Here is a 13,904-nt window from a genome sequence, read left to right as displayed (position 1 = left end):
AATATTGTAAGTGTTAATAGTTTTTACTATTCAGCTCTTAACATAGATGCCATAATAAAAAGAGGTTGCTTAGCAACCTTTTTTTATTTGTATTCGCAAATTATTTGGTGAGTTGATTTGCGATAGGTATTTGACCAAGGAAGGGGGTATGAGTGCGTAAAGTAGTTACAGCTTTTTTGATGTTTGCTGTTATGTTGTCTACTGCATCTACCACAATGGCTAATGAAGTAGAGGCTTTTGATGAGCCTTATCAAGACTTCTCCGATCCTTTCGAGAGCTTCAATCGAAGCATGTGGAACTTCAACTATAACTATTTGGATAAGCCTCTTTATCGTCCTGTAACACATGTATATGCCGAGTACTTACCCTTTGGCATTCGCGAAGGCATGAATAACGTTATTCGTAACTTGGAAGAGCCCGCTAGTTTTGCTAACCATCTCCTGCAAGGCAAGGTAGAACGTGCTTCTAATAATCTAGTTCGATTTTTGTTTAACTCCAGCTTTGGTATTTTTGGCATTTTCGATTTAATGGGGCGCTCTGGTGTACAGCGAGACATTGAAGAGTTTGGCGATGTAATGGGGTTCTACGGGGTGCCAGAAGGGCCTTATGTAATGTTGCCCGTACTTGGGCCAACCACAGTACGTAAGGAAGTTGGCGACTGGGTAGACGCATTTGCATCGCCATTAACCAACTTAACGTTTGCCGAGCAGGTGATTAAGTGGGGCTTAGACGGCTTGTATAAACGTGCGTCAGTTATTGAGCAAGAACCTCTATTGGATAACTCGCTAGACAGCTATACTTTTGTTAAAGATGCTTACTTACAGTATCGCTTGTATCGCTTCTACAACGGTAAGCCGCCAACATCCTCAAAACAAGATATTGATTCAGCTTTAGAAGATTATTTAGACGAGTTAGAAGATTATTAATTAAGCTGAACTATGCTTGTAAGTAGTATCGTTCAGCGCACCTTACGGCTTCTGCTGCTAGTGTTAGCGCTGCCAACCCAGATTTGGTTTTTTACATACCTTTGTGTGGTATAAATTTTATACACGCTTGCTGGCGTTGCTGTTACTTTGCTTATATTATCAACACATTAGACCACCCGGATGCTATTAACGTATTAATTAATAAGGATATTTGGAGAGAGTGCTGGAGCGCGACGATAACCCTTTATACGGGATCTCAATTTTAGTTGTAGAAGATGAAGTGGTGTTTCGTCAGCAGTTGCTCGCGTTTCTAACTCAAAAAGGCGCGATGGTTGGGGCTGTAGGAGATGGACAAGAAGCCCTTAATGCTATCAATCAACAACATTACGATATTATTTTAATGGACCTCATCATGCCGCGCATGAATGGGGTGGAACTGCTGCAACGCTTAGACAACTTCCCCGGCAGTGTTGTGGTTATTTCCGGTAAAAGCACCATGGCCGATTTACGTAAGGTATTGCAGCTCGGTGCTAGTGACTTTTTAGTTAAACCACTTACCGATTTTAATGAGTTAACTGACACCATTCTTGCTAACCTTTCAATGGCTAACGAGCACAGCCTGCAAATGGAATTTGCCGAGTTTGATGAACATAAAGCCCACTTTAAGGCCAATGATGCTCAAGCGAGCATGGTATTGAATGAAATTCTTCCAGAGAATACCCAAGAAATCATCGGGTTCTTTTGTCATTATCGATTGAAGGGGCAATCTCTGTTTCCCATTATTAAGCAAATTGACGAGCATCATGTAGGTTTTTTGGTGGTTGATATTTGCTTATTAGGTGATGAAGGTGTGGTTGCTGCGGTCATAATAAATGGCTTTTTCCAAGACATGTGGAATCGCTTTTTGGTTAATGACCCTACAGCGCTTCAACCGAGCGAAGCGCTTAGTACGCTTAACCGTATTATTAAAGCGGCCGATCTACGGGCACCAGTTGCCTGTTTGTATGGTGTGATAGAGCACGACCAAGTATTGTTTGCCAATGCGGGTTTGTTAGATGCGCCAACTCCTTTTGATGCGGCTCATCCCGGAATGCCTTTAGGTCTTAACGCCGATGCTCATTACTTAGAAAGCATCGGAAAGTTGTCAGACATAGGCTTTAGCTTGCGCTTTAAAAACTTGGCCGACGATCGTATTAACTTGAAACTGTTTCCGGTAAGCTAAATTTAATGCTTTATGATTTTGTTAGAGGTTGTTTTGCGACGTAAAGGAATAGTTTTGGCCGGAGGGTCTGGGACTCGTTTATACCCGATTACGCAAGTGATTAGTAAGCAGTTAATGCCAATTTATGACAAACCGATGATCTATTATCCAATAGCTACATTAATGCTAGCTGGAATTACAGACATCCTAATTATCTCTACTCCCGACGACCTCCCTCGTTTCAAAAAACTTTTAAGTAATGGAACTCAGTGGGGACTAAAGTTTGAATATGCTGAACAAAACACCCCTGATGGTATTGCTCAAGCACTATTGATTGCTGAGACCTTTCTTGATGGCTGTGCTGCATGTTTGGTATTGGGAGATAACTTGTTTTACGGGCAGGGCTTGCCTCTAGCATTAAGTACTGCAGCCAAACAACGTACCGGGGCGTGTGTGTTTGGTTACCATGTTACCGACGCTGAGCGCTATGGGGTTGTGGAATTTGATAAAGATGGAAAGGTGTTGTCTATTGAGGAAAAGCCAGAAGTACCTAAGTCTAGTTTTGCAGTTACGGGTTGTTATTTTTTCGACAATCAAGTAGTTGACTTAGCTAAACAGCTTAAACCTTCTAAGCGCGGTGAACTAGAAATTACAGATCTTATAAACTTATATTTGGACAAAGGTTTATTGCAAGTTCAGTTACTTGGTCGTGGTAGTGCCTGGTTAGACACGGGCACACATGATTCGTTGCTAGAAGCCGCACAGTTTATTGCCGTTTTGGAAAAACGACAAGGTTTGAAAGTGTGCTGCCCAGAAGAGATCGCCTACCGGTTAGGGTTAATTGATGTACAACAGCTAAAAGCCTTAGCTGCGTCAATGCTAAATAACGCCTACGGTAAGTACCTAAATGCCCTTGTGCCATAAGTTTTGATAGTGAAAAGAGATATGAGTAAACGAATATTGGTAACCGGTGGTGCTGGGTTCATTGGTGCCAACTTTGTGCACTACTGGTTACAAAATCACCCCAATGATCAAATTGTTGTTTTAGACGCTCTGACTTATGCAGGAAATAAAGAAAGCCTATCTGATGTAGAAATTAACGATAATTTCAAATTTGTGTTGGGAGATATTTGTAATACCGACTTGGTGCTGAATTTGTTAGTTGAAGAAGAGCTTAATACCATTGTACATTTCGCAGCAGAGTCTCACGTCGACCGCTCAATTACTGGACCTGATGCATTTATTGAAACCAATATTATCGGAACCTACAGTTTACTTAAAGCGGCTAAAACAGTATGGATTGACCAACCAATTGCCCAAGATATACAGCCGTTAGCACATCGCTTTCATCACGTTAGTACAGATGAAGTTTACGGATCACTTGAGCCCAATGACCCAGCTTTCGCAGAAGATACTCAATACGCGCCCAACTCACCTTACTCTGCTAGCAAGGCCGCTAGTGATCACTTAGTCCGAGCTTACTACCATACCTACGGTCTGGAAGTCACAACCTCCAATTGTTCAAATAACTACGGTCCATTTCATTTCCCGGAAAAACTTATCCCACTAATTATTACTAATATACTAAGTAATAAAGCGTTACCTATTTATGGTGATGGTATGCAAGTTCGAGACTGGCTCTTTGTCGAAGACCACGTTCGAGGTATAGAGTTGGTTCTAGATAAGGGGCGTATCGGGGAAAGCTACAATATCGGCGGTAATAATGAGTGGACTAACATCGAAATCGTAAAGTTGGTTTGTCGATTATTAAACCAACGTTTCAGAAAATCATCTAGTTTGGCTATTCAGTACCCTTTGGCTAAAGCTGCTATTGCAGGTAATGCTGAATCGTTAATAAGTTTTGTTGGAGATAGAGCTGGACATGATCGCAGATATGCCATTGATGCCAGAAAAACTCAACTAGAATTGGGTTATGAGCCAGCAGTATCTTTTGAACAAGGCATAGAACTTACCATAGATTGGTATCTAAGGGCTCAAGATTGGTTGAAAGCCCTCTACCAAGAGTAAGTTTAATGTCGCAAAAACGTGCTTTTCTCCATGTCTTACAGGTTTATCTATAATAAAAACGACGAGTACAGCTCCAGTTGTATACTCTCTAATCTCATAGACTTTTATCTTCTTAGAATCTCAGGTTATTAAAAGTAGCATAATGTTATAGCGCGGTTACTAGTAGTAGTCAGCTTTATCAGTTAGTCTGAGCTTGTTTTATATTCTATAACGATATAACGAATTAAGAGCTGAAGACTAAATGGAAAATTATAACTTAACTCATCTTAAAGCATTAGAAGCCGAGAGTATCCATATCATCCGTGAAGTAGCGGCTGAATTCGACAACCCGGTAATGCTGTACTCTGTGGGTAAAGACTCCGCGGTAATGCTTCATTTAGCGCGTAAAGCTTTCTACCCCGGAAAAATTCCTTTCCCATTACTGCACGTAGATACCGACTGGAAATTTAAAGAAATGATCCAGTTCCGTGACCGCATGGCAGAAAAATACGATTTCGAATTGCTAGTGCATAAGAATCCTGAAGGTCTTGAAATGGGTATTGGCCCTTTCACTCACGGTAGTGCAGTGCACACCGATGTGATGAAAACTCAAGGCTTAAAGCAAGCATTAAACAAATATCAATTTGATGCTGCCTTTGGCGGAGCGCGTCGAGATGAAGAGAAGTCTCGAGCAAAAGAGCGAGTTTATTCATTCCGTGATAAAAACCACCGTTGGGATCCAAAATCACAACGTCCTGAACTTTGGAATACTTATAACTCTAAAGTAAACAAAGGCGAAAGCATTCGAGTATTCCCGCTATCTAACTGGACCGAGTTAGATATTTGGCAGTATATCTACCTAGAAAACATAGAAATTGTTCCTCTTTACTTGTCTCAAGAGCGCCCTGTCGTTGAGCGTGACGGCACTTTAATCATGGTAGATGATGAGCGTATGCCGGTTGAAGAAGGGGAAATTCAACACAAAATGGTACGTTTTCGTACTTTAGGTTGTTACCCACTTACCGGAGCCGTAGAGTCGGAAGCTACAACTTTACCTGAAGTTATTCAAGAAATGCTGTTGACTAAAACCTCTGAACGACAAGGTCGCGTGATTGACCATGATAGTGCTGGGTCAATGGAGAAGAAGAAAATGGAAGGTTATTTCTAAAGGAAATAGCAGGCTTCTAAACAGTATTTACCCGCTCAAGTTATTGGGTGGGAACAGAACAAGAATTTTGACGCTGGCGAAAGCTAGGAAAGCGAGGATACCATGTCTCATCAATCAACATTGATTGCTTCAGATATCGAAGAGTACTTACAACAACATGAACAGAAACAGCTACTACGTTTACTAACCTGTGGTAGCGTTGATGATGGTAAAAGCACCTTAATTGGTCGCTTATTGCATGATTCAAAAATGATTTTTGAAGATCAGTTAGCAACCATCAAAAATGATTCAAAACGTTTTAATACCACAGATGGTGAGTTTGACTTAGCGCTATTGGTTGACGGTTTACAGTCGGAACGTGAGCAAGGCATTACCATTGATGTTGCTTACCGTTATTTCTCTACAGAAAAGCGTAAGTTTATTATTGCCGACACTCCAGGTCATGAACAATACACCCGAAATATGGCAACTGGCGCATCGAATTGTGATTTAGCCATTGTAATGATTGATGCCCGCTATGGTGTGCAAGTACAAACTCGCCGCCACAGCTTTATCGTATCAACATTGGGTATTAAGCAAGTAATTGTAGCCATTAACAAAATGGATTTGGTCGAGTTTTCAGAAGCTCGATTTGAAGAGATCAAAGCAGAGTATCAAAAGTTTGCTGAGAATTTGAATATCGATAGCATCAAGTTCGTACCAATTTCTGCCTTAAATGGTGATAACGTGGTAGAGCGCAGCGAACAAAGCGCTTGGTATCACGGTGAAACCTTGATGGGTATGTTGGAAAGTGCGCCAATTAGTGCCGGACAAAACTTTGATGACTTCCGTTTCCCTGTTCAATACGTTAATCGTCCAAACCTAGATTTCCGTGGTTTCTGCGGCACGATCAGCTCTGGTGTTGTTCGCAAAGGCGATGAAGTAACGTCGTTACCTTCAGGCAAAACCTCGAAAGTGAAAAGCATCGTCACCTTTGATGGTGAAATTGATGAAGCTTACGCGCCTATGGCGGTAACTCTTACTTTAGAAGATGAAATTGATGCAAGTCGCGGAAACATGCTGGTGCATAGCAACAATAAACCTTGGGTAGCCAGCAGCGCAGAAGCAACCATTGTTTGGATGGCCGAAGAGCCAATGATTGCTAACAAACAATACGATTTTAAACTAGCGTCTAAAACCACTTCAGGCTCTATCGCTAAGATCGAGCACCAAATAGATGTGAATACCTTAGAAGAGCAAGAAGCTGTTCGCCTAGGCTTAAACGAGATTGGTTCTTGCCAAGTTCAGTTTAGCCAGCAAGTTGCTTTTGATGCCTATAACAAAGCCAAAGGCACTGGTTCATTTATTATTATTGACCGTATTTCTAATGTAACTGTAGGTGCCGGTATTATTACCGCAAAGGGTAGTTTAGAAGAAGCCGGGCAGCAGCAAGAGTTCTCTGCATTTGAATTAGAACTTAATGCGCTAGTTCGTAAACACTTCCCGCATTGGGATGCTAAAGACTTAAGCGAATTACTTAAGTAATGAGCATTCAGGCCATATTGGTGCTAGTGATTTTCATTGGCACCATTGCGTCTTTAATTCGTTATCAGCAGTATCCTGCTAAAATCTTTGGTGGGGTGATGCTACTGCTGTTCGTGCTTGATCTAGTTAGTAGCGATCAGCTGTTAGCTAGTGTATCGAATCAAGGTTTAATGACCTTGGTTCTTTTAATGTTATGCTCGATAGCCTTGGAAAAAACACGATTATTGCGAGTGCTAGCGGCCTCCATCATTAAACCATCGCTTCGTTCTACTTGGCTTCGATTATATTCCACTACGGTGCTGTCTTCTGCTGCCTTAAATAATACCGCGGTAGTTGCCACTTTATTGGCGCCAATTCGTAATAATCCTTATCACAGCGCTAGCCGCTTATTATTGCCCTTATCTTACGCGGCTATTTTAGGTGGAACGCTTACCTTAATTGGTACCTCTACCAACCTTATCGTAAATAGCTTGCTGCTTGAGAGCACTGGTGAAAGTTTGGGCTTTTTTGATTTCACCTTAATAGGCTTGGTTGCAGTGGTGGCTTGTGGTTTTACTTTGGCGTTTTTTTCACGCTATTTACCTGATCACCAGCGTGAAGAAAATCATTATCATCGCTACTTCATTGACGCCAAGATTCAAGCAGATTCTGCCTTAATAGGTAAGAGTGTTGAAGAAAACGGGCTGCGCCACTTGGAGTCTCTGTTCCTTGTGGAAATTGTTCGAGATGGAAAACTGATTAGCCCGGTAGCTCCCACCGAAGTGATGCAACAAGCCGACCGGCTTATTTTTAGCGGCGACGTTACAAAAGTTATGCAACTCAATCAGTTCTCTGGACTACAAACCTTTGCTGATTCAAATGGCTTATTGGGCTCTAACCTTACCGAAGTAGTTATTCGCCCAGAAAGCATGTTAGTGGGGAAAAGCTTAAAAGGCGCCGGATTTCGTGCACGCTTCGATGCAGCGGTTGTGGCAATTAAGCGAGATGGCGAAAGAGTATCAGGGAAGCTAGGCGAAATAACCCTGCAGGCCGGAGACTTTTTGGTGTTGGCGGTTGGCGCCGATTTTAAGTCGCGAACTAACCTTAGCAAAAACTTTATCGTGGTAAGTGGGGTTGAGCCCGATACTCGTCTAAATGGTGCTTCAGAGCTTATTGCAATTGGTGGCTTTGTTCTAGCCGTGGGTGCAGCAGCGATTGGCTTGGTTAGTCTATTTAAAGCTATGGTTGTTTTGTTAGGTGGTTTAATCTTTTTCAGGTGCTTAACACCCAGTGAATTAGTACGCCGTTTTCCTAAAGAAATTTGGTTAATAGTTGCATCAGCTTTGGCATTGTCGCAGGCGATGCACAATGCAGGTTTAGTGGAATTGCTTGAGGGCTTGTTCAACGGCGGCTTAAGTGGCCAATGGTTTATGCTGAGTTTAGTGGCAGTGTACCTACTAACTTGGATATTTACCGAGTTGGTTACCAATAATGCTGCGGCAGCCTTAATGTTTCCTTTAGCTTATGGTTTGGCTAACGCATTAGGAGCTAACCCGATGACCTTTGTTATGACGGTAGCTTTTGCAGCGAGTGCTAGCTTTGTAAGCCCCTATGGATATCAAACTAATTTAATGGTGTATAACGCCGGTCGCTACAGTTTGCGAGACTTTGTTAAATTAGGTTTACCGGTAGCCTTGGTTTATGGCTTGGTGGTTTTGGTATTGGTTCCAATAGTTTTTCCTTTATAGTGATTTTATTTAAATAGCAGAGTAGGCGAGTTATGGATAAAAAGAGCGAGAATGTGGTTTGGCATAATCATAGTGTTAATCGAGAGTTGCGCACGATGAAAAAAGGCCACAAACCCTGCGTACTTTGGTTTACTGGTTTAAGCGGCTCAGGGAAGTCTACTATTGCTAACGCAGTTGATTACTTATTGTATCAACGTGGTGTTCATACTTATGTTCTGGATGGTGACAATGTTCGCCATGGGCTAAACGGTGATTTAGGTTTTTCAGACACTGACCGAGTAGAAAACATTCGCCGTATTGGTGAAGTAGCCAAGCTGTTTGTAGATGCTGGTTTAGTGGTCTCTACCGCTTTTATTTCCCCCTTTAAAGCGGACCGTTCTTTAGTTCGCAATCAACTTAGTGATGGCGAATTTTTTGAAGTGTTTATTGATACGCCCTTAGAAGTGTGTGAGCAGCGTGATCCAAAAGGCTTGTACAAAAAGGCACGTAGCGGCGAGATTAAAAACTTCACCGGTATTAGCTCTGCCTACGAGGCGCCAGAAAAAGCTGATGTACACGTGCAAACCGATGGTAAATCGGTCGAACAGTGTGCAGAGTTCGTGGTAAATGCACTTATTAGTGCTGGTATTGTTAAGGCTTAGTAACGAGGTTCTCTTTGCGACACATAGATATCTTTAACGGTGATGCTGACGGCATTATTTCTCTGATTCAGCTTCGTTTAAACGAGCCCCAAGACAGTATTTTGCTTACAGGGGTTAAGCGTGAAAATAAGTTGATGAACGATTTTGAGTTTCAGCCAAATGATCAAGTCACCGTGCTCGATATTTCTATGGAAAAAAACCAAGATGGTTTACAGCGAGCCTTAGATGTAGGCGCTAATGTGCATTATGTTGACCATCATCGCCCCGGTGAAATACCAACGCACCCAAATCTGCTAGCAGATATTAATACCGATACGGATGTTTGCACTGCACTTTTGGTTGATGAAAAGCTTAAGGGAAAATATCACCATTGGGCAATTGCTGCTGCTTTTGGTGATAACCTAATTGCGAAAGCAGATGCTTTGTGTCAGCAAGCTCAATTAAGCGAGTTGCAATGCAAACAGTTAAAAGAGCTAGGCACTTTAGTTAATTACAACGGGTATGGTGCTGCGCTAGCCGATCTTCATTATGACCCTGCTATGCTATTTAAACAATTGCTTGAATACTCCTCCCCATTTGAAGCTGTTGCTGATAGTCAATCTGCCTATCATCAGCTAAAAAATGCTTATCAAGAAGATATGAATCTTGCCAACAGCGTAAAAGCTCACTACCAAAGCTCTATTGTAAAAGTAACTATCTTACCTAACGCGGCTTGGGCTAGACGGATAAGCGGCGTTTTTGGTAATCAACAAGCAAACCAACACCCCTCACTGGCGCATTTGGTTTTAACCGAAATTGATAGTCAAGCAGCAGTAGTTAGCTTGCGCGCCCCTCTTTCTCAAAAATATGGGGCAGGGGAAATTTGTAGTAACTATGAATCAGGGGGAGGGCGAGAAGCTGCCGCTGGAGTTAATCATTTTGACAATGAGCTACTAAAGCAGCTTATTGGCGACATAGAAAGGTATTATTCTTAGCTAAATTAGTTTTTCTGTTGGTTATTTAAGCAGTTGTTGGTTGTTATATTTGTGCCGCATCAAAAATAGGTAAAATATCCATCTTTTCCAGAAAGGCCTTTCAGCGATCTAGGCTGCTGTTTTTAAAACAATTAATAGTATTTAAACCATTGTAAAGCGCTTGAATATCAAACTGTTGGACTACAGATGGTATTTATCCATAAAATTGCTGTGTTATACTTTTCCCCCATTATTGTATAGTGCAGGGAATCGCTCCGTGGTAGTGTCAAATCGCTTAAAAACTTCTTTCAGTTTTCTCTTCTTTCTATTAGCTAGTGGAAGTACGCAAGCCAACACTTATGCTGGCGCTATTTTTTCCTACACATCAACAGAATATAACATTGACGGCTCTTCAGCTGAAAGCGGCCGTCCGCTATTGTTTCAAGCTCAAATAGGCCACTACTTTAATGACTATGTTGCCCTGGAAGGACGCTATGGTGTATCGACTGGTCGATCTGGTGGTATATCAGTAGACGGGTTAGCCTCGTTATTGGTAAAGGGTAATGTACCTATTACCGATCAAACGGCCATTTATGCACTTGTCGGTGGTTCTAGTGCCAAATTAGACCAGCAAAACAAAGGCAATAGTACCGAAACAGGTATGAGCTTTGGCTTGGGGGCTCACTATGCCCTAGGTAAACAAACAGCACTTACCCTTGAATACTTAAATAGCTTGAATACCGATAAAGCAAAAATTGGTGGTTTAAACTTGGCCTTTCAATATCGCTTCTAAGGTTTGATTAAAGCTAGAGTTAACTAAATATAAAAAATGCTTAAGTAATAAACACTTGTTGTTACTTAAAGCTTTGTCTGGCTAAAACGGCAAATGTAAGTTTACGTAAAGAAGTAAATTGAAGTATTATCGAGCTCGTTGTTAATTGTGTTTTCACAGCTAAATTTGTTGATTGAGAAAGAGAAGAATACAGAATGAAATTTGGACTTAGAAGTCTCATTGTTGTTTGGATGTTAACTGTATCCAATTTAGTCCTAGCTATGAATCTTAGCCCAGATCAAATTCAACAACTAAAAAGCCTGCCAGCAGATCAACAAGCCGCTCTAGCCAAACAGTACGGCGTAGATATTTCGCAATTCTCAAAATCGAACTCTGTCCCTTCACAAGCTAATGTTGACCAGCAAGCTCAGTTGCCTCAAAAAAGAGACATACAGGCGGAAGAACAAGCGCTTGCAGACAAGAATAGTGCTGGTGAGACTGCAGAATTACAACGTTTTGGTTTAGATGTTTTTGCCACACAACCCACTACTTTCGCACCTCTTAATAATATTCCTGTTACCGACAACTACCGACTGGGCCCCGGGGATACGCTAAACGTGCAATTGTTTGGTAAAGAGAATGGTACTTTTGAATTCAAGGTTAATCGTCATGGCAGTATTAGCTTTCCGGAATTGGGCCCAGTTAATGTTTCTGGATTAACATTTAACCAGGTTCGAGAACTTATTACTCAGCAAATACAAGAGAAAAAAATTGGTGTACGAAGCAATATCACTATGGGTGAGCTTCGTACAGTAGAAGTATTTGTATTAGGAGATGCATTTCAGCCTGGTAAGTATTTAGTTAGCTCGTTATCTACTATTACCCATGCTTTGTATGCCAGCGGTGGTGTAAACCAACAAGGTAGCTTACGAGATATTCGTTTGTTAAGAGATGGGCAATTAGTTAGCCGCTTCGATTTGTATGATTTGCTCTTAAGTGGAAATACCAGTAACGACCTCCAGTTGCGCAGTGGGGATGTAGTTTTTGTTGGCCCACTTGGCGATACCGTCAGTGTTGAAGGGGAAGTGGTTCGCCCTGCTATTTATGAGATTAGTGGTGAAGAATCTATCGCTGGTTTAATTCGAACTGCTGGTGGCTATACAACCAAAGCGTTTAAGAAATCGGCTAGATTAGAGAGAATTACTAACGAAGGCTTAATTGACCTAGTTACTTTGGATCTTAAATCTAAGACAGATCTTAAGATGAAACTACGAAATGGTGACTTTTTAACTATTGAGCAAGTGGATAAGCGTTCACCCAACTATGTATCACTCAAAGGTAACGTCGCTAGAGACGGCAGATATCAATGGCGTGAAGATTTGCGAGTTTCAGATATACTGCCCAATTTACAACGAAGCTTGAATAACAGTAGTGATCTAAATTATAGCTTAGTTATACGTAAGAACAGCGACCGTACTATTTCTGTTCTTCAAATCAATTTAGAGAAAGCTATTACAGAAAAACACTCAGCTGACAATATCTTGCTTAAGCCAGAAGATGAACTATTGGTGTTTACTAAATACGATTTAGAGCTGTTTAGCGAAGCATTTCAAATTGGATCTAAGGAAAAAGATTTACTCAGTGCCGATGCGGCAGCTTTAAACTCAAAGCTAGAAAATGCAGAGCACTTAGCTAATCAAACGATTGGTCAGCCTGAAAACGGCGTTTTATTTCAAAACCAAAACCAAAACCAAAACCAAAACCAAAACCAAAACCAAAACCAAAACCAAAACCAAAACCAAAACTCAAATATAACAGATGAGTTTAGTGAAGATGATTTAAAGCGCATTGCAAAAATTGCCGATATTTCGGAAGGCGAAGTTAAAAAAGTACTTTCATCAACACGAGAAAAGTTATTAGCGCCTATTCTCATCATGCTACAAGAACAGTCTAATTCCGGACGCGAATTAAACATTGTAGAAGTGTTTGGCGAAGTTAAATTTCCAGGTGTTTACCCAATTACAAATAAGAACAAAGTTAAAGACCTAATTGATGCAGCGGGTGGTCTAAAAAATGGCGCTTATGCCCTTCATAGCGAGTTAACTAGAACTGTTGTTCAAGACGCTAACGCTGACGTTACCTTGCTACGCTTAGATTTAAATGATGTTTTACAAGGCAATCCAGATCAAAACTTGGTACTGCAAGCCAGAGATAGGCTTAATGTTCTGGCCATTCCTAACTTACGTAAGCAGCGTACTGTGAGTTTACAAGGCGAAGTGCGGTTCCCTGGTACTTATGTGATTAAGCGCGGAGAAACCCTTGGCGACTTAATCAATAGGGCAGGCGGTTTAACCGAGTACGCCCACCAAGATGGTGCTGTATTCACTCGAGAAGCGCTTCGTGTGCGTGAGCAAATGCAAATAGACGCTTATGCAGAAAGTATTCGCCAAGAAGTCGCTAAAAAGAGCCTTCGTCAATCTGGCCCAGGTAGCTTTTCTTCCACTTCTAGCCCATCGGAGCAGTTAGACTTAATTCAAGAAATGAGCGGCACAAAAGCGCTAGGTAGAATGGTAGTTGACCTTCCTTCCATTCTTTTAGCGGACTCGTCTAAAGACTTTATGTTAGAAGATCAAGATATGCTCTATGTGCCCCAATACCGTAATACAGTAACAATTATGGGCGAGGTACAAATATCTACTTCTTATCTTCTTGACGAACAATACAGCTTTAAAGACTACATTAATTTTGCCGGCGGGGCTAAAAAGCAAGCTGACGAAGATAGAGTATTTGTAGTGCGCGCTAATGGTTCTGTGTACAAGCCAGAATCTGGCTTTTGGTTTAAAAATAGTAAGCAGCCATTGCAGCCAGGAGACACCATTGTTGTGCCAATTGACACCGATTACCGAGATGCCCTGAGCACTTGGACAGCAGTAACCCAAATTATGTATCAAATTGGCGTAGCAGTTAACGCCATCAATAAGTAAC

At 41.5% G+C, this 13,904-nt stretch carries 11 protein-coding genes; all 11 read left to right on the top strand.

The window, feature by feature from the left end; translation table 11 throughout:
- The first annotated feature begins 152 nt into the window (after positions 1-152).
- The 11 genes from ACYFDN_RS02240 (at position 153) to ACYFDN_RS02190 (ending at position 13,903) form a co-directional block, all read left to right on the top strand.
- Positions 153-926, top strand: a complete 774-nt coding sequence (locus ACYFDN_RS02240) for an MlaA family lipoprotein (RefSeq protein WP_483509868.1) — start codon at positions 153-155, stop codon at positions 924-926.
- Positions 927-1,146: 220 nt separating this feature from the next.
- On the top strand, positions 1,147-2,148 hold the full coding sequence (locus ACYFDN_RS02235; protein WP_483509867.1) for a response regulator: 1,002 nt from the start codon (positions 1,147-1,149) through the stop codon (positions 2,146-2,148).
- A 12-nt stretch (positions 2,149-2,160) separates the two neighbouring features.
- Complete coding sequence (rfbA, locus tag ACYFDN_RS02230; protein WP_483509866.1) at positions 2,161-3,051, top strand: glucose-1-phosphate thymidylyltransferase RfbA; 891 nt, start codon at positions 2,161-2,163, stop codon at positions 3,049-3,051.
- Positions 3,052-3,072: 21 nt separating this feature from the next.
- Entirely contained in the window at positions 3,073-4,155 is a 1,083-nt protein-coding gene (rfbB, locus tag ACYFDN_RS02225; protein ID WP_483509865.1) for a dTDP-glucose 4,6-dehydratase, read from the top strand.
- Positions 4,156-4,396: 241 nt separating this feature from the next.
- Entirely contained in the window at positions 4,397-5,302 is a 906-nt protein-coding gene (gene cysD, locus ACYFDN_RS02220) for a sulfate adenylyltransferase subunit CysD (RefSeq protein ID WP_016401676.1), read from the top strand.
- A gap of 102 nt (positions 5,303-5,404) precedes the next feature.
- Positions 5,405-6,826, top strand: a complete 1,422-nt coding sequence (cysN, locus tag ACYFDN_RS02215) for a sulfate adenylyltransferase subunit CysN (RefSeq protein ID WP_338625488.1) — start codon at positions 5,405-5,407, stop codon at positions 6,824-6,826.
- Positions 6,826-8,553, top strand: coding sequence for an SLC13 family permease (locus tag ACYFDN_RS02210; protein WP_483509864.1), 1,728 nt, complete (start codon positions 6,826-6,828; stop codon positions 8,551-8,553). Before cysN ends, ACYFDN_RS02210 begins: the two co-directional genes overlap by 1 nt.
- 32 nt (positions 8,554-8,585) lie before the next feature.
- Entirely contained in the window at positions 8,586-9,194 is a 609-nt protein-coding gene (gene cysC / locus ACYFDN_RS02205) for an adenylyl-sulfate kinase (RefSeq protein WP_221074105.1), read from the top strand.
- A gap of 14 nt (positions 9,195-9,208) precedes the next feature.
- Positions 9,209-10,168, top strand: coding sequence for a DHH family phosphoesterase (locus ACYFDN_RS02200; protein WP_483509863.1), 960 nt, complete (start codon positions 9,209-9,211; stop codon positions 10,166-10,168).
- 256 nt (positions 10,169-10,424) lie between these two features.
- On the top strand, positions 10,425-10,940 hold the full coding sequence (locus ACYFDN_RS02195; protein ID WP_483509862.1) for an outer membrane beta-barrel protein: 516 nt from the start codon (positions 10,425-10,427) through the stop codon (positions 10,938-10,940).
- Positions 10,941-11,200: 260 nt separating this feature from the next.
- Positions 11,201-13,903, top strand: a complete 2,703-nt coding sequence (locus ACYFDN_RS02190) for an SLBB domain-containing protein (protein WP_483509861.1) — start codon at positions 11,201-11,203, stop codon at positions 13,901-13,903.
- The last annotated feature ends 1 nt before the right edge of the window (position 13,904 follow it).

The sequence above is a fragment of the Agarivorans sp. D1326 genome (assembly GCF_056958115.1).
Note: the sequence above shows the minus strand (reverse complement) of the source record. Positions and strands in the feature narration are given on the sequence as shown.